Consider the following 15,510-nt stretch of genomic DNA (forward strand, 5'->3'; position numbering starts at 1 on the left):
CCGGCTCCACCGAAGGAACCGGGCCCGACCGCACGAAAGTTGAGGGGCGCGCTCACACCCCGGCGAGCACCAGGCGCCGGGCCGGCACCCGCTCCCCGGTCACCCGGGCCCGTGCCTTGATGCGCTCCCACTGCCGCGACACCGCCTCCGGAGTCATCTCCAGCTGCCCGGCAATCTCCGCCGGCGACCTCGGCGACCACTCCATGAGGTAGGCGATCACCTCGCGCCGGGCCGCTGCATGGAGCACGACGCTCTCGCCCATGAGCCACCGGGTCGCCACGTCACCGCCCTCGGCAGCGGGCACCACCGCGTCCCAGACCGGCACCGCCGAAGGGTCGTCGAGGGACGCGTCGTCCCACGCCAGGGGCGACGGCCACTGCTGTTCCGCAGCCACCCTCCGGGCCCGCTCCGCCACCCACGCCGCGACACCGTGGTCCGCCGGCTTCTGGTCCCACCACCGGTCGTACAGGTCCGCCACCTTGCGGGCGAACCGCGCACTCACGCGTTCGCTGGCCAGCGCGGTGTAGAAGCGGTTCTTGTGATGGCCGAGGGCGTCCGCCATCGCCTGGCGGGGCCAGCCCAGCGCACCCAGAGCCTCGACCCGCCGGCGGGTGCCCGTCGGGTCGATCCGTGCGCAGTCGGGAAAGTCGCCGAGCGTCGGCCAGTAGGCCATCACGGCTTCCGCCGGTTCCCGGCGTACCTGCTCACCGGGTTCGTGGTCGCTGTCGCCGTACAACAGGTAGTCGAAGACGCTCTCGGCCAGGCCGAGCCGCTCGGTCAGCGCGCCCAGCGACATCCCCGCGCCCAGGATCGCCTGCACGTGGGCCCTGACCGGCGGAGCGTCCACGAAGGGCTGCCACTGCCCGTACCCGATCAGCCGCCGGCGACGAGCCGCCCACCGTTTGCGCGCCTCCACGATCGGGTCGGCCTGAGCACACTGTGCCTCCGCACTGGGCGGAGCGAGCGTGGTGGTCATACTGCGGGAACCCCGATCTTGTAGACCCGGATGACGGCGCCCGGCCTCGGCAGAGTGTCCGCGACCGGCGTGATGGAAAAGACCTTCTGGGTTTCGAGCACGACGACCTGCCCGTCGTCGGGGTAGACCGAGCCGTTGCACAGCGCGTCCAGAACGGCGCGGGCGTGGTGGTCGCTGTCGCCTGTGGTGCGGTTGGCCGGCCAGAGGTCGCCGCGCTTCGCCGCGGCCTCGCTCCGCTCCATGGTGACCACCATCTGCACGGCAACCGGACCAGAGATCACGCCGTGCGTGCGGTTCGGCTTGCCGCAACGACGGCAGTTGGGCTGCTTCTTCACCCGCACCCGCTGGTGGGTGCCCAGGGCCCGGGTGGCCGCCTGGGTGATCGCGGTTCGCCACGGAATGAGGGCGTCATGGTTGCTGTGCACCATGCGGCCGCCGCCCTTGTTCGAGAGGGCGCCCTGGCCGGCGGGCGTCCCGATCACCGTGATCTCGAGGACCAGGGTCGCCGGCGGCGTCGTAGGGGCGGTGATGGTCTCGATCATCGGCTGGTCCGCTCCAGGAACTCGGCGGACGCCCCGGCGATCGCCGCGGTGAGCGCGTCTAGGAGCGCACCGTCGCCGACGTGGCCCGCGGCGCGCAGCAGGCCGGCCGTCAGCGGCTCGTGGGCGTTCGTCATCAGCGGGACTCCCCGTTCGTGGTCGTGAGGGCGGGCACCTGCAGCCAGGTGCGGCCGTCGAGTTCGTTGCCGGCCTTCTTCTTGCCGAGGCGGTGCACGCCCTGCCAGCTGCCGGTGTCGGGCACCTCGGCCTCCACCAGCGCCTCGCCGGTCTCGGCGTTGACGTACAGGACCGGTTCGGGGCAGGGGCGGCCGTCGGTCTCGGGCGCCCAGTACGGCCGGTACTCGCCCCACTGTTTGAACAGGAAGGGGACACCCCGCCGGCTCTTGCCGCACTGGTCGCGCAGGGACCGGGCCCACGCCGGGTGCATCGGGCGGGACTTGGGGCCGCTCTCCCCTCCGGCGATCACCCAGTCGATCACCCCGAGGTCGGCCATTCCGAAGCAGAACAACTCCCGCGGCTCCCGCAGCCCGTACCGGCCGGCGAGGGCGTCCACGACGTACTCGGTGTCGCCCCGGAAGGGAATGCGGGTCAGGTCGACCGGACCGAGCAGCGGCTCGGCGGAGATGAAGCGCCGCGCGGCCGGCGTGCGCAGCAGGGCGGGGACGCGGGTGTTCGCGGTGCGCTGGTCCTCGACGGACACGCCCATCCAGACGTTGGGCAGCGGCCACTGCTGCTTGCTGCCCAGCGCGGCGTCGCGGTTCAGCACGTAGGTCTCGGTGTGGACCGCGGCCACGAACTCCTGCGAGTTGAGCAGGGCGCGCATCCGTCCGTGCCGTTTGGTCAGCACCTGGTACGTGTGCTGGGGCGTGCAGGCCATCACCGCGAAGATGCGGGCGATGAACTCCTCGGGGACCGCCTCGTGGAAGAGGTCGGACTGGGAGTTGACGAACACCCGGCAGGGCTTGCGCCACAGGCCCTTGCCGCTCAGCGGCTGCAGGAGCCGGTCCTCGAGCAGGTTGACCTTGCCCGTCCAGTCGATGCGGTCGGTGTTGGAGGTGGTGCCGGCGTACGCCGCGGCGATCTTCTCGTTGGGGTTGAAGGAGCGGATGCGCGCCGAGGTGATCGCGTAACAGCCGTCGCAGCCCCGGGAGACGCGGGTGCAGCCGATGATCGGCGACCAGGTCACGTCGGTCCATTCGATGCTGGTGCGTGTGGCCACGAGTGGCCTCCTTGTCGTGGAAGTGGCCGGGCGGGCGGACAGGGAGAGCGGAGAGCAGGCGGTGGTGCGGTCGTCGCGCGGAGCGGGCAGGGCGGCCCGGCGCCGCGCGGCCCCGGTCACGGGGCGAGGGGGATCGGCGGTGCCGCGTGGTGCCGGCGGCGCAGTTCGGCGAGCGGCAGCGGGTAGCCGGTGCCCTTGCGTCGTTGGCGCAGGATGGAGACGTCGCCCAGCAGCGCGCGCAGGCTCTCCTCCTCGGCCTCGGCGCGGGCGAACCGGTCGGGCAGGACGTCCAGCGTGTGCTTCCACTGCTTTTGGCCCGCGCGTACGCAGGTGCCGCCGCAGTTGTTGTGCTCGAAGCCCAGCTCGTACAGCCGCGGCGGCTCGATGCCCAGGGCGCGCGCCTCTTCGAGGAGCTGGGCCTTGGTGCGGGCGGGCTCCCGCTTGGCGCACAGCGGGAACTGGGTGCGCCACGGCTTCCAGTTGCGGGCGATGGCGGGGATGCGGGCCCGGTCGCGCTTGCTGTTCTCGATGCCGATGTACGCCACTGTGTCGGCCGGGTCGGTGTTCTCGCTCATCCACCGGCGGCACGGCACCTGCTTGAGGGTCCGGGTGCACGGGGCGAGCCGGTCGTTGCCGAGGAACCGCTTGGCGTGGAAGACCTCCCACGGAGTGCGGCCGTCGCTGACCTTGGTCAGCGGGACGCCCAGCAGCTTGCTGGTGTCGTCCGCGAACCTCCACAGGTCCTCGTCCTCGATCCCGGTGTCCGCGATCAGGAGCACCATCTGGTCGGTGCCGTGCTTCTCGGCGACGCGGACGGCGGCGCAGAAGGAGCCGATCCCGCCGCTGAACTGGACGACGTGCGCGGTCATCGGACGGCCTGCACTTTCTGCAGCAGGGCGGGCGAGGGGGTCCACAGCGACAACGCCCCGGTGTACTGCAAGGGCTCGGGCAGGGGGCGTACGTCCTCGAGCTGCCAATGGAAGGCGTCCGCGTCGCCCCAGGGGGCGCAGCAGCCGTCTTCTTCACGGTGGCAGCCGGCCAGCCGGGCGACCGCCAGGACCGCGCCGGCGGCGAGCACTTCGGGCATCGCCGGCAGGGCGAGGATCCGTTCGTCCTGGAAGGCGCCGGGCGCCGGTTGCAGGCCCGCGTGCACCAGGAGCGTCGCTCCGATGTACTTCTCGGGCACCTTCCAGCTGCGGTTCTCGACGTTCTTCCCGGTCGTGATCGCCCACGCCCAGGGCTGCTTGACGGTCAGGCCCCGCACCGGCGGGAGCTGGGTCTCAGGCACGAGCGTGCTCCTGTCGGTGGGCGAGCAGCAGGCGGACGGTGTCCTCGGTGACCAGGAGTTGATCGGCGATGGCGGCGTGGCCGGTGCCGCCGTCGGCGAGTTCGGCCGCCCACGCCGCCCAGTGGTCGACGCGGTCCGCGACGGGAACGTAGGAGGCGCCGGTACGGATGCCCTGTCCCAGCGCCCGGTCGCGGTGCCGGGCGAGGTGGGCCTCGTGGGCCTGCTCGCAGCGGGTGCAGCGGCAGCCGTACGTCGTGACGCCGGCCGCGGTCCCGTGCCACCGCTCCTTCCCGGTGTAGAGGGTGCGTCCCTCGGCGGCGGCCGGCAGCCATCCTGCGGAGAGCAGTTCGACGGTGCGCGGCGCGCTGGCCGCGGTGACCTGCTGGTCGCACGGCTGGGGGCAGGCGCCGCACAGGGCCACCGCCCGGCGGTGAGCGGGCTCCCGCTGCTCGGGGGCCGCGTCGTCGAACAGCGCGTCGTAGAGGTCCTGGTGGCCCAGGCAGGGCAGCGCTTCCATCACGCTCCCCCCGCCGGGGCCGCAAGGGTCTCCCCCGCCGCGATGCGGATACTGCGGATGGCGTCGCGGGCTCCGTCGGCGTCCTCGTCGTGCTGCCCGTGGTTCTGGGCCTCGATGGCGTCGCACTCGGCGAGGACCGCGGCGAGGCGTGCCTCGGCGGCCTGGCGCAGGTCGTGGGCGGTGGGCCGGTCGCGGCGCTGGATGGTCACGGTGTACGTCTGGTCCGGGAAGTCGCCGTCGCGCAGGTCGAGGGACAGCGTGGGGAGGACGGTGGCCTCGGTCTCGAGGTAGTTCTCCGCACCGTGGCCGTCGAGCATGCCGTGCATCGTGGCGACGAAGATGCGGACGATGTCCTTGGACGCCTCGAGGTCGAGGGTGAGGACGCCGTTCTCGGTGGTGAGCGAGCGGAGCATGGTCCCGTCGGCGAGGATCTCCGCGGCGACGTCGCCGAGGCTGTCGACGGCGATCAGGGCGGCCCGGCTGAAGTTGGGCCGCCGGCCGGGGCGCCGCCAGTGCTTCCAGGTGACACTGAGGGCGTCCTCGATGGCCCGTTGCGCCTGGGTGATGCGGCGGTCCCGTTCGGCCTGGGTGAGTTCGGTCATGGCGCGGGGTGCTCCCTTGCGGTGTCGGTCCCGGGCGTCTCGTCCTCGTCGTCGTCCCAGCCGGCCTCCGGCGGGTCGGTGAGCATGCCGCCAAGGGCCTCGGCGTGTTCCTCGTCCAGGTGCAACTGGGCCGGGCGGCCGTCGCTCGTCGTGCAGTCGACGATGGCGGAGGCGTCGGTGTGCACGGTGGTGACCAGGCCGGTCCACGCGAGCGCGAGCGGCTCGGGCTTCAGGGGTGGTGGGGCGTTTTCGCCGGTCGGCGGGTCCGTGCGCGGCATGTCGCGCAGCAGGTCGGCCCCGGCGGTCATCGCTTCGAGGGAGCCGGGCCAGCCGGAGCGCTCCTCGGCGATCGCGGCCATGACGCGGATCCTGGCCTCCCCTTCCAGCAGGGCCTCGCGGCGGAGGGCCAGCGCGAGGAGGCGGGCGAGGTCCCCGGGCTCCGGGTGGGGGCCGAAGCGCTGCTCCAGCCAGTCGGGGTCGACCTGCAGCAGGACTTCCGCCAGGGTCGCCTGGAGCGCGTCGCGGCCGTCGGGCCGGTACTGCTGGCGCATGCGCTGGTCGATCTCGTTCTGGGTTGCGGCCTCGGTGGTGCCGGGCGTGTGCAGGTCAGTCACGGGGCTCACCGCCCGGGTGGCCGGCGCACTGCCCGGCCTCGCTCTGCGCGGCCGCCAGGTCGCGGGGGTGCTCCACGGTGTGCTCGTGGATCTGGTCGTGGGCGCAGCGGCTGCGGGCCGTGAGGACCTCGCCGTCGAGGGTGAAGCGCAGTTCGGTGAAGTCGTCGACCAGGGCGACGGCGCCGTCTTCGTCGGCCGTCCAGTCGCCCGGCTCGACGGGCACCGATGCCTCGCCGGCGCTCGCCCACACCCACACCGTGGCGTAGTTCGCCTCCCGGGCGACGGCCAGGGCAGCGGGCTCTATGTCGCCGGCCTCGTGCGGGAGTTCCCCACTGAGCGGCTCCAGCTCCTGGTGCAGGGGGCCCGGCTCGTCGACGCGCAGGGCCTGGGCGAAGACCGCGCCGCGCGCCGCGTTCGTCAGGGCGGCGGCGAGCTCGTTGAGGGCGACCGGGTCGCCGGTGATGGTGCCGAAGCGTCCGGAGACCACGCCGTGGCGGAAGCCGTGGCCGTCGCGGCTGTCGATCTCGTACGTCTCGCCGCGTGCGGGGTCGAGGGCGGCCAGTGCGATCGTCGTCATGTCTGCTCACCTCCGGTGAGGTCGAGCGTGCTGAGGCCGTCGGCGTCCAGGGCGTTCGCCCAGTCGATGCACAGCGCGGCGTGCTCCAGCTCGGTGGCCGCGCGCCGTAGCTGGGTGGCGTCGCCGAGAACGACCAGTTCGCCCGTGCTGACGGTGGCGGCGTAGGAGCCGTCGAAGTCCTGGATCCGGTCAATGCGGAACGTGGTGTCGCTGGTGAGCTCGATCTGCGGGACGTAGGTGAGCGGCGGCACCTTCCGTGCCAGGGCGCCGCGCACCGCGTCGAGCAGGTGGGTCATCTTCATCGGGGCAGTTCTCCTTGTCGTCAGTGCTGTTCGCCGCAGCGGCAGGTCTCGAAGGCGTGGCCGATGAGCAGGCCGTCGCGGTAGCCCTCGGCCCACATCGGGTTGGCGGCCGTGTTGACCCAGCGGGCGCGGCCGGCGGTGACCGCGAGCGGCTGGGTGGCGGCGTCGAGCAGGGCCTCGGCCATGCCCTGCTCGTACAGGTCGGGGAGGTCGGCCGGGGCTGCGGGCGGGGCGATGACGGTGGTGCTCATGGCTTGCTCCTGTGTCGGCTTCAGGGGCGAAGGTCGGTCCCGTGCGGTACGGCGGGCCCGCGTGGGCGGGCCCGCCGTACCGTCACGCGGCAAGCGCGGTGTGCTGCTGCTCCAGGGCGTCGGCCGTGCGGATCAGGCGGCCCATCACCTCGATCAGCGTGGGCGGCTTCGCCCAGCTGACCGGGGCCGTCGCCGCCCAGTAGCTGACCCGGTCGATCCACTCGTCCGGGCCGTCCGCCGTGGGGAGTTCGTCGCTGACGTCCGCCTCGGTGATCTTGGAGTCGAGTCCGTCCCACAGGGCGTGGATCGCGGCCATCGCCTGCGGCTGCGCCTTGATCAGCTCGATCGCGGCCTGCTCGTCGGCGGTGTCGGCGCTGTGGAACAAGGGCGGCAGCGGGCTGGCGGTGGCGGCCAGGTAGACGGCCGCGCAGACGTCGAGGGGGCCGTGGTCGAGGTGAGCGCGGGTGTTCGGGCCGACGAAGGCGTGCTCACGGTGCAGGCCGTACTGGCTGAGGTGGAAGGCGGCGTCGCGCAGGAGGGTGGCGGTCGTGGTGGGCGTCGCGTGCATGGCGGGTCTCTCCAGCCGTGGTGCGTGCGAAAGGGGCTTGGTCGGCCGGGTGCGAGGGATGGAGCTCTCCTCGCACCCGGCCCGTTGGGTCCGGCCCGGCCCCGGGAGTCCCCGGGGGGTGGGGCTACGACCGGTCGGCCGGGCCGGAGTTCGGGGGCGCTAGTCCCAGCGGGACTCGAAGGTGGTGTCGTCGCGCCCGTAGTTGTCGTCGTGTCCGAGCGCCCAGGCGTGGTGGTGCTCGTCGCAGCGCACCAGGCCCTCGGTCTCGTGTGCGTGGGCCCCGTCGAAGAGGAGGCCGCAGTCGTTGCACTCGGCGAGCTCGCTGCCCGCAGGGAGGGCGATCCCGGCGTTCGCGGCCGCCTCCTGGGCTATGGCCAGCCGTTCGGCGTCGTCGGTGAGGCCGCCGTCGTCGGTGGCCGCGCCGCCCTCGCAGCCGAGGAGTTCCATCAGGGCCCAGTGCAGGTCCTGCTGGTCCTGGCTCAGGTCGCGCAGGCGGCGCTCGCGGGGAAGGCCGGTTATGAGGCGTTCGGGGGCTATGGCAGCCATTCGCTGGCTCCTCGTGTGTTCGGGCGGGTTCTTCGTCGGCAACACCGACATTAGGCGAAACCCAATACACATGCAAGGGGTTCGGGGGTGGGAGGGCATAGAAAAAGCCCCTCCCGGCGGGAGGGGCTGTGCGGTGGGGCCGGCCTTGCGGCTACTCGGCGATCCATTCGCCGTGGGCCACCAGGAGGTCGGACAGGGAGACCAGTTGCCGGCGGCCGCGACGCCAGATCGTCAGCTTCTGCGCCCGCGCCAGCCGGCGCAGGGTGGAGCTGGAGATCGGGTGGCCGGTCTTGGCCAGGAACCGGGCGCCGGTATCGAAGTCGACGAGATCGGCAGGAGGGCGGGCAGGGGCAGGGGCGGTCACAGATGGGGCAGGCATTCACGGTTCCCGGGCAGGGCCGCGCCGTTCGCGGCAGGTCAGGAGTCGGGGGCTGGCCCCGTTCAGTTCGCCATGCGGCGGGGCAGCCGAGCTGAGCGCTCGACGGCCAGTTGCGCGATGGTCCAGGCGCGGGGAAGTCCGTCCTCCGCGCAGTGCAGGTTCACGCAGGAGGCGTGACGGGTCTCGGACACCCACACGAGACCGAACGTCCTGCAGGCCGGACAGCGCTCCGTCCGGATCACGTCGCCGTCCCCCATCAGCAGAGCCGACGTGACGCTGTGCCGCCACTCCATGGCCTCCAGGTACTGCTGGGAGTCTCCGCCCAACTGCTCCGCTTGGTAGCGGGCCCTGTCGTACGCCCCGGCCCGGCCGGGCAGCGATCCGTCGCCCTCGGGCGCCGGCCCCTCCCCTTTGCGGGCCCGCTCGATGAACTGCGCGACTTCGCCGTCACATTCGGCGAGATGGGCCAGCACCGTCTGATTGACGGGCGGCGCTCCGTGCACGCGCGTAGCCGAACGGCCGTCGTGGCGGGGGCTCGTTGAGCCCGCCCGCTTGAAGTCGTCGGTGTCCAGTTGGTCGAGCAGATTGGCCGGCCTCTGCCGTGCCGGCTCTGGTTGATTCCTCGTCTCGTACTTCACGCCCACCCCCGGTCCACGCCCAACCTGGGCACGCGCAAGCACATGGCAGGGTCGGGCAGTTACGCATGGTTGACATGCGCTTACCGCTAACAATCATGTCACGCGGACACACGTTCTGGTCGGAGTGATTGCGTCCAATTAGCCTCTGGCCTGCACTTGTTGCAGAACAGGGACATAGGAGCGGGAACCTACAGGAAGTCCGGCGCCCGGACCGCTTCAATTGTGAGCGCACCGAGGTACCGGGCCTGCTCGTCGTTGATAACGCCGTCGGCGCGGGCGCCCTCGATGAGCAGGCCCATGGTCGCCGAGGTGATGCGGTGCGCGTCGGCCGTCGCCTCGTCGGCGAGCGTCCGGCCCTGCTGGGCGTAGATCCGCTCCCAGAAGCCGGCGGCATCGCGATCGCTCTGGCCGGCCGAGGGGTCGAGGGACGGTGCGGCCGCGGGGTGGGCGGCCTTCAGGCCGCTTCGAAGCTGGATCACGGTGGCGTGCGCTGCCACGGGGGAAGGGGCGGGTCCACTGGGACGAGAGTTTTCGGCAAGGCCGGGCATGGGGGGTCTCCACCTTCTTCCGGCAGCGTTTGGGAGGGCACACGGCGACCGCCGGTGGTTCCGTGCTTCGCCAGGGTCGCAAAGATCAGTAGCGAAATACCAGAGAACCATGTGACTTCGGCGTCAAACCGATGTCCCCATGGCCTTATCTTCACGCCCGCTTCACAGATGATCGACCCGTGTTGCGGATATGGGAGCGCCTCCTCACCGAGAGCAGCCGAGTCCGATGTTGCCGACAAAGAACCCCGGAACACTGGGTGAGGAGGCGCTGAGACCCACCAGGGAAACGCGCGAACGCGCAGCCCCGGCGACACCGGGAGTGTAGCGCGCGCTCATGTCAGGCGACACCTGGAAGTCTTTGGAAGACCTTGGGTGATTGCCGCGCAATCACTCGGGACCCGCCCCCGCGCGCCCCGCCGGACATGCCAACGGCCCGGCTCCGGGGCTTCCCACCAGGTGGGTGCCCTCGGGCCGGGCCGTGGTGCCGGCAACATCGAACGCGTCTCATCATGGTGCCGGGCGCGGCCGTCGACTAGCACCAGCGGTGCCAGTCCCCCACCCGCTCGGCTGATGTCAGCGCCCGAACCACCGCGCGAGACCGGCCAGGGTGTCCTCGGAGGTACGGGCGGCGTCGACCAGGTCGTCGAGGACGGCCCGGGCCTGGGGGAAGTGCCGGGTTTGCTGCGGTGCGATCCGCTTGGCCTCCAGGAGCCGGCCGAACGCCTCGTCGCGGTGGCCGGTCCACGTCAGGGCCTTGGCGACCTCGCAGTGGTGATGGGCGACCCGCGACGGCGCCCAGTCGACGGGGAACTCGATCCGGCTGGCCACCTCCACGGCCTCCGCGTCCCGGCACATCTCCACCAGCGCGGACACCCGGTGGACCTCGACGTTGGTCGGCCCGAAGCTCAGCCAGTGCACCCGCCCCGCTTCCCCGGTGATCTCGGCGAACCGGGCCGCTTCGGTCAAGTGCTCCTCGGCGGTGGCCGCGTCGGCGGACCGGGCGGCGAGCACGGCCTGGCCGAGATGGAGCTGCCCGGTCATCACGTCGCGCACACGGCCGGCCTCGGCCTGCTCGAGGAGGGTGTGCCCGGACAGGATGAGCTGCTGCCCCGGGGTGTAGGTGCCCGAGCGCATGTGGACCAGCGCCCGCATGTACTGGCGCATCGCCACCACCGTGGCGTCCGAGGCCCGCTCGGCGGCCCACGCCATCCGCTCCAGCGCCAGCGAGCTGAGGTCGTGGTACCCCAGCTTGGCTGCCACGTCGTACGCGGTGCGGAACAGCGAGGCCAGGGTGGCCCAGTCGCCGTCCGTCCGCCCGGTGTGCGCCGCGGTGATCGCTTCCTGCAGCAGTGCCGGCAGCGCCGCCGCCACGCCCCGCAGTTCGGTACGCCGCACCCGGGCGCACAGCTGGTCGGCCGCGGCCGCCAGGTCGCCGCGGTCCCGGGTGGGCATGTCCGGCGGTATGTCGTACAGGTCCAGGGCCGCACGCAGCGGCTGGACGAGTTCGTGGAGCTTGTCGTCCTCCAGCTCCTCCACGTACGGCTGCCCGGTAAGAACAGAGGGGTGCACCTTCATCGCGTCGGCAAGCGCGTTGACGGTGGCCGGGGAGGGCTGCTTGCGGTTCTGCTCGATCTTGGAGAGATGACTGGCCGAGATGCCGGCCATCGGTGCGAGCTGCTCCTGCGTGTAGCCGCGGAGCTTGCGGTAGTGCTGGATGAGTTCGTTGACGTTCCTGCGACGCTCGGGGGGCACGGTGCCTCCTGCTTGGTGGGGTCTCTGCGCCCAACGGTAAGGCCCGCGTATGCCGTTGCGGACCGGAGGCCGGGGAATGCCCGCCGGCGCGCACCACGCACGAAAGGGCCCGGATGATTGCCGCGCAATCACCCGGGCCCTCTGCTGCGGTGCCGGCTACTCCCCCGACCGTGATTGCCGCGCAATCACCGCTTGCGCCGCGCGAACCCCAGCGCCTTCGTCACGTCGTAGTAGTCCTGGGTGGCCTCGCCCGCACGGTCGAAGATGCGCAGCGCCTTCTGCGCCGCGTACGCCTCGGGGATGCGGGGCGAGCGCCGGACCATGGGCAGCATCTGGTCCTTGTACGCGGAGGCCACCGACTTCTTGCTGTCGTCGTAGACCGCGCCCTGACTCCGGTGCGTCGGTGCGTCCACCACAAGGACCTTGCTCAGGTACGACTTGACGCCGACCAGGGCGCCCTGGATCTGCTCGATCTTCAGCTCGATGCGCGTCAGGGCGCGCAGCTCCTTCCACCCGGGCTTCACGCAGCCGATGACCTCGTCGCAGGCCACGATCGCGTTGACGACGTAGAGTCCCAGGTTTCCCGGGCAGTCGATGATGATCAGGTCGAACTGGCCGCGGACGGACTCGATCAGCCCGCGGAGCCAGTACTCGCGGCCGACCCGGGTGGCGAGCATCTGCTCGGCGTCCTCGAGCTCGGCCGACGCGAGGGAGATGTACAGGTTCTCGATCGCCACGGTGCCCTTCGCGCCGTACTTGCCGGCCAGCGCGGGAACGATGGTGTTCTCGAAGCTCGCAACGCCGAGCAGAACGTCGTGCAGGTTGGGCTGTCCGTCCATGAGGTCCGGCTCGTAGCCGCAGGCCACGGAGGCGTCGCACTGGGCGTCACCGTCGACGATCAGGGTGCGCCAGCCGTACTCGGCGGCCGAGGCGGCGATGTTCACGGCCGAGGTGGTCTTGCCGGCGCCACCGCTCTGGTTGACCATCGCGAAGATGCGGGCCGGTCCGGCTGGCACCCCGGAGGCGAGGACTTGGCTGAAGGGGATGAAGCCAGGGGGCAGGGTCATGGTGGGGTCTCTCCGCTGGGTGTGATTGCCGGGCAATCACGCGCCGGGCTACACGGCGGGGGAGCGCTGCCGAGAAGTTGCCCGTACGCGGACGTGCACGGTGAAGGTGAGGTCCCTGCCGTGGACCGCTGCGAAGTCCGCCGACGGTTCGCGTCGACGGAAGCGGTGGAGGAAAGGCGCGGAGTGATTGCGGGGCAATCACTGACGTGCGCGGGGCCGGCACCGGGGGAGTGGAGCGGCGGGCACGGCGGGCACAGGGAATGCTGCGCCGCACCGTATCGCGTTGCGGAGGTAGAAAACCAGCCGCCCCGCCGTGTTTTCACTCGACGGGGCGAAGGCGGCCACTCTGCTGACTACGCGAGCTGCTCGCGGACGTAGTCGCGCTCCTCGTCGGTGAGGTGCTCGATCAGCGACAGGACCAGCTGGTCCAGGTCCTTCTGCTCGCGGATCTCGATGACCCGGGGCGTGGCGACGAGGACCTCGGCGGTCTTCTTCTCCCCTTCGCCGTTGGGCGTGTCGGCGGCCGGCGGCACCGGGTTCCCCGGGTTTCCGTCCGGGTCCGGGCCGTCCGTGTCGGGGGCAGGCTCCGGGTTCGTCTCACCCCGCGGGGTGGGCACCGGGGTCTTCTCCCCCTCCGGAGCCGGGGCCGGCGGATCCGCCTTGACGACCGCCTTGGCCGGATGCGGCGCCGGGCGCTCCAGCGGGTCCGGCAACTTCTGCTGGCTCGGCGGAAGCTCGGCGATCCCGGCCGCGTCCTCGATCGACAGCTTGCCCTCAAGGAAAGCGCCCTGCAGCTCGTCACGGAGGTTGGCGACGATCGCGGCGTGTTCGGCGGGGAGGCTGCCGTCGAAGAATGCCTTCTGCAGCTCCTGGCGCAGCCGGGCGTACACCGTGGCCGCCGGCCGGACCGGAAGGAGCGGGCCGTCGGTCTTGGGGTCGACGCCCTGCTTCTTGAGCCAGTGGTTGACCACGGCCTCGCGCAGTTCGGGGATCAGGCGGAGCAGAGCCACCCGGTGGGTGATGTACGTCTGCGAGGCGCCGACGCGCTCGGCCAGAGCGCGCTGGCTGTAGACCTTGCCGGTCTCCTCGTCGACCTCCTGGAGCGTCTCCCTGAACTCCTCGCCCTCCTCGATCGGATTCAGCGACATGCGCTGGAGGTTCTCCTGGATGGCGGCGATACGAAGGCTCGTGACCTTGGTCCGCACCAGGACCGGGACGTCCTGGAGGCCGGCCAGCTTGGCGGCGGCCAGCCGGCGGTGTCCGTGGTGGACGATGTAGAGGACGCCTCGGGCGACCGCTTCCTGCACGGCTGCGGTGTGCTGCGGATACCGCGCGAGGTAGATGTCGGGCGGCAGCACCGTCATCGCGGTGTTCATGCCGTCGGACTTCAGCGTCCGGGCGAGCTCCTCTACCTTGTGGAGCTTCTTCCGTCCGTTCTCCGGGCTGGGAAGCAGCTGGTCGATGCGGGCTGTCGGCAGGCCCTGGGGAATGAGTTTCTGACCGCCGAGCTTGGCGCGTACGGCCGCTCGTTCGGCCCCGAGGTCTCGGTCACCGAGACCTGGAGAGTTGGACATGGGCGTCTCCGGGTGGAGTGGTGCTGATGGTGGGTCTCGGCCGCGAGCTTATCCGCCGTGCGGCTGAGGAATGAGGGGTGGCACCGATTGGGCGGTGCTCAGAACCCGGCAGCTGCACCCCGGGAAACCCCAGGGGAGCGCGGCCGAGGCAGGGAGGAGACGAGAGCAGCAGCGTGATTGCGAGGCAATCACGGTTGGCCGGGGCCGAGTTCGTCGGCCTCCTCGTCGGCAGTCAGTATGCCCGTTTCGGAGAGTTCCGTGTCGTAGGACAGGCCATCTCGGTACACCGGCTCACGGAACGGTGCCCTCGACACCGGCGGCCGCGAATAACGGACTGCCGGCGTTGATTGCGGCGCAATCACCTCGAGCGGGCCGAGACGGCGGGTCTTGTGGGACGGCGGGTTCAGCACGAAGGGTTCCGTTCGGTAGGACAGGCCGCGCTGGATTCGCGGCCGGAGCAGGGGGAGCGGTGCGCGCCTTGCGCTCGCGGCGGGCCCGGGCGATCGCTTGCGCCCGCGGGTCCGCCTTGCGCCGGGCGGCTGCGGCGAGCTGTTCTTCGAGGGCGACCGCGTCGGCGAACGCGTCTTCGGGCTCCTTTAGGACGAAGCGCGGGTCCCGGGTCACCCGGACGGGGCTCTCCGTCAGGGCTGCGATGCGCTCCTCGCGCAGCCCCTCGCGGGCGGCCCGGTAGGCGTCGCCCGGCTGCGCACCGGTCGGGCGGAACTTGTCGGACGTCGCAGCGGCCGGGCTGGCCTGCGGCACCGCCTCCGGTGCCTGTGCCCGCTGGTCGCGGCCAGCGGAACCGGTGGCCTTGCGGACGACGATCCGCTGCAGCGTGGGTTTGCCGAGTGCCTCGTTCACCTCGGTGACGATGTTCCGGGCGGTGAGCTCGAGCATCTTGGCCCAGGAGTCCGAGACGCACAGCACGGTGAGGGTGCCGGTCTCCTCGTCGTATTTGTGCACCGGCCAGTGCTTCGCGCGCGAGCCCATGATGGCCGGCCAGCGGGCGACGAGGCCGCCGCCGTCCGTCCCGCGCTCCCATCCCCGGTCCACCACGAGCTGCTGCACCACCCCCTGCAGCGACAGCGGGTCGCGTCCGTCGCCGCGGGTGTGCCGGTAGCTGCTGCGTTGGATCTTCTTCTTCTGCGGTGCGTTGCCCCGGGCGCGGGCGGCCTCCTTCGCCTGGCGCAGTGCGACCCGGGCGAGGTCGACCCCCGAGTCGGGGGTCTGCTCAGCCGTGGCCATCGGCGTCTCGCAGTGATTGCGGGGCAATCATCTCCGTGATGCTCGCCTCGGCCCCGGCAGCTATCGCCGTGGTGCAGGGCCAGGCCACCCGGGCAGTGCGCTCGTAGACGCGGGGGCGTTCGGTGGCCACCTGGGGTGAGCAGGCGTCGCACACGAACAGGCCGGTGGCTTCGTCACGGACCGGGTGGTGCAGGGCGACGGCCGCGCGCAGCCGTGCCAGCTCCTGGTGCAGGCCGTCGAGGATGTCGTCGTTGATGGTGCTCGCGGTCAGCGGTTGGGTCACTGCT

22 protein-coding genes are annotated in these 15,510 nt (G+C 71.5%); all 22 read right to left on the reverse strand.

Annotated elements, in window-relative coordinates:
• Window positions 1-52 precede the first annotated feature (52 nt).
• The 22 genes from QMK30_RS32410 to QMK30_RS32515 all read right to left on the reverse strand — a co-directional run bounded on the left by QMK30_RS32410 (window position 53) and on the right by QMK30_RS32515 (window position 15,506).
• Window positions 53-976, reverse strand: coding sequence for a hypothetical protein (locus QMK30_RS32410; RefSeq protein ID WP_283521899.1), 924 nt, complete (start codon window positions 974-976; stop codon window positions 53-55).
• The gene (locus QMK30_RS32415; protein ID WP_283521900.1) at window positions 973-1,518 is read right to left on the reverse strand and encodes a RusA family crossover junction endodeoxyribonuclease; all 546 of its coding nucleotides are present in this window, start codon (window positions 1,516-1,518) and stop codon (window positions 973-975) included. The genes QMK30_RS32410 and QMK30_RS32415 overlap by 4 nt, the downstream gene beginning before the upstream one ends.
• Window positions 1,515-1,652 carry a hypothetical protein gene (locus tag QMK30_RS32420; RefSeq protein WP_283521901.1) on the reverse strand — a complete coding sequence of 46 codons (138 nt, stop codon included), beginning with the start codon at window positions 1,650-1,652 and terminating at the stop codon, window positions 1,515-1,517. The genes QMK30_RS32415 and QMK30_RS32420 overlap by 4 nt, the downstream gene beginning before the upstream one ends.
• Window positions 1,652-2,755, reverse strand: coding sequence for a DUF5131 family protein (locus tag QMK30_RS32425; RefSeq protein WP_283521902.1), 1,104 nt, complete (start codon window positions 2,753-2,755; stop codon window positions 1,652-1,654). The genes QMK30_RS32420 and QMK30_RS32425 overlap by 1 nt, the downstream gene beginning before the upstream one ends.
• A gap of 116 nt (window positions 2,756-2,871) precedes the next feature.
• The gene (locus tag QMK30_RS32430; protein WP_283521903.1) at window positions 2,872-3,624 is read right to left on the reverse strand and encodes a hypothetical protein; all 753 of its coding nucleotides are present in this window, start codon (window positions 3,622-3,624) and stop codon (window positions 2,872-2,874) included.
• Complete coding sequence (locus QMK30_RS32435) at window positions 3,621-4,043, reverse strand: ASCH domain-containing protein (RefSeq protein ID WP_283521904.1); 423 nt, start codon at window positions 4,041-4,043, stop codon at window positions 3,621-3,623. The genes QMK30_RS32430 and QMK30_RS32435 overlap by 4 nt, the downstream gene beginning before the upstream one ends.
• The gene (locus QMK30_RS32440) at window positions 4,036-4,560 is read right to left on the reverse strand and encodes a hypothetical protein (protein WP_283521905.1); all 525 of its coding nucleotides are present in this window, start codon (window positions 4,558-4,560) and stop codon (window positions 4,036-4,038) included. Before QMK30_RS32440 ends, QMK30_RS32435 begins: the two co-directional genes overlap by 8 nt.
• Window positions 4,560-5,162 carry a hypothetical protein gene (locus QMK30_RS32445; RefSeq protein WP_283521906.1) on the reverse strand — a complete coding sequence of 201 codons (603 nt, stop codon included), beginning with the start codon at window positions 5,160-5,162 and terminating at the stop codon, window positions 4,560-4,562. The genes QMK30_RS32440 and QMK30_RS32445 overlap by 1 nt, the downstream gene beginning before the upstream one ends.
• Complete coding sequence (locus tag QMK30_RS32450; protein WP_283521907.1) at window positions 5,159-5,776, reverse strand: hypothetical protein; 618 nt, start codon at window positions 5,774-5,776, stop codon at window positions 5,159-5,161. The genes QMK30_RS32445 and QMK30_RS32450 overlap by 4 nt, the downstream gene beginning before the upstream one ends.
• Window positions 5,769-6,353 (reverse strand): hypothetical protein, encoded by a 585-nt coding sequence (locus QMK30_RS32455; protein ID WP_283521908.1) that lies wholly within the window; start codon window positions 6,351-6,353, stop codon window positions 5,769-5,771. Before QMK30_RS32455 ends, QMK30_RS32450 begins: the two co-directional genes overlap by 8 nt.
• Window positions 6,350-6,655, reverse strand: coding sequence for a hypothetical protein (locus QMK30_RS32460; RefSeq protein WP_283521909.1), 306 nt, complete (start codon window positions 6,653-6,655; stop codon window positions 6,350-6,352). The genes QMK30_RS32455 and QMK30_RS32460 overlap by 4 nt, the downstream gene beginning before the upstream one ends.
• Window positions 6,656-6,675: 20 nt before the next feature.
• Window positions 6,676-6,906: a hypothetical protein gene (locus tag QMK30_RS32465; protein WP_283521910.1), complete on the reverse strand. Its 231-nt coding sequence runs from the start codon at window positions 6,904-6,906 to the stop codon at window positions 6,676-6,678.
• An 82-nt stretch (window positions 6,907-6,988) separates the two neighbouring features.
• Window positions 6,989-7,474 carry a hypothetical protein gene (locus QMK30_RS32470; RefSeq protein ID WP_283521911.1) on the reverse strand — a complete coding sequence of 162 codons (486 nt, stop codon included), beginning with the start codon at window positions 7,472-7,474 and terminating at the stop codon, window positions 6,989-6,991.
• Between the two features lie 159 nt (window positions 7,475-7,633).
• Window positions 7,634-8,020: a hypothetical protein gene (locus tag QMK30_RS32475; RefSeq protein ID WP_283521912.1), complete on the reverse strand. Its 387-nt coding sequence runs from the start codon at window positions 8,018-8,020 to the stop codon at window positions 7,634-7,636.
• A gap of 151 nt (window positions 8,021-8,171) precedes the next feature.
• The gene (locus QMK30_RS32480; RefSeq protein ID WP_283521913.1) at window positions 8,172-8,399 is read right to left on the reverse strand and encodes a hypothetical protein; all 228 of its coding nucleotides are present in this window, start codon (window positions 8,397-8,399) and stop codon (window positions 8,172-8,174) included.
• A gap of 62 nt (window positions 8,400-8,461) precedes the next feature.
• Window positions 8,462-9,037 (reverse strand): hypothetical protein, encoded by a 576-nt coding sequence (locus QMK30_RS32485; protein ID WP_283521914.1) that lies wholly within the window; start codon window positions 9,035-9,037, stop codon window positions 8,462-8,464.
• Window positions 9,038-9,225: 188 nt separating this feature from the next.
• Window positions 9,226-9,534: a hypothetical protein gene (locus QMK30_RS32490; RefSeq protein WP_283521915.1), complete on the reverse strand. Its 309-nt coding sequence runs from the start codon at window positions 9,532-9,534 to the stop codon at window positions 9,226-9,228.
• Between the two features lie 624 nt (window positions 9,535-10,158).
• Window positions 10,159-11,337 (reverse strand): helix-turn-helix domain-containing protein, encoded by a 1,179-nt coding sequence (locus QMK30_RS32495; protein ID WP_283521916.1) that lies wholly within the window; start codon window positions 11,335-11,337, stop codon window positions 10,159-10,161.
• A 185-nt stretch (window positions 11,338-11,522) separates the two neighbouring features.
• A complete protein-coding gene (locus QMK30_RS32500) occupies window positions 11,523-12,404 on the reverse strand; it encodes a ParA family protein (protein WP_283521917.1) in 882 nt (293 codons plus the stop codon).
• Window positions 12,405-12,757: 353 nt separating this feature from the next.
• A complete protein-coding gene (locus QMK30_RS32505) occupies window positions 12,758-13,978 on the reverse strand; it encodes a ParB/RepB/Spo0J family partition protein (RefSeq protein ID WP_283521918.1) in 1,221 nt (406 codons plus the stop codon).
• Window positions 13,979-14,269: 291 nt separating this feature from the next.
• Window positions 14,270-15,223: a DciA family protein gene (locus QMK30_RS32510; protein WP_283521919.1), complete on the reverse strand. Its 954-nt coding sequence runs from the start codon at window positions 15,221-15,223 to the stop codon at window positions 14,270-14,272.
• Window positions 15,210-15,506, reverse strand: a complete 297-nt coding sequence (locus QMK30_RS32515) for a hypothetical protein (RefSeq protein ID WP_283521920.1) — start codon at window positions 15,504-15,506, stop codon at window positions 15,210-15,212. Before QMK30_RS32515 ends, QMK30_RS32510 begins: the two co-directional genes overlap by 14 nt.
• Between the last annotated feature and the right edge of the window lie 4 nt (window positions 15,507-15,510).

The sequence above is a fragment of the Streptomyces sp. H27-C3 genome, assembly GCF_030063415.1.
Taxonomy (GTDB): Bacteria; Actinomycetota; Actinomycetes; order Streptomycetales; family Streptomycetaceae; genus Streptomyces.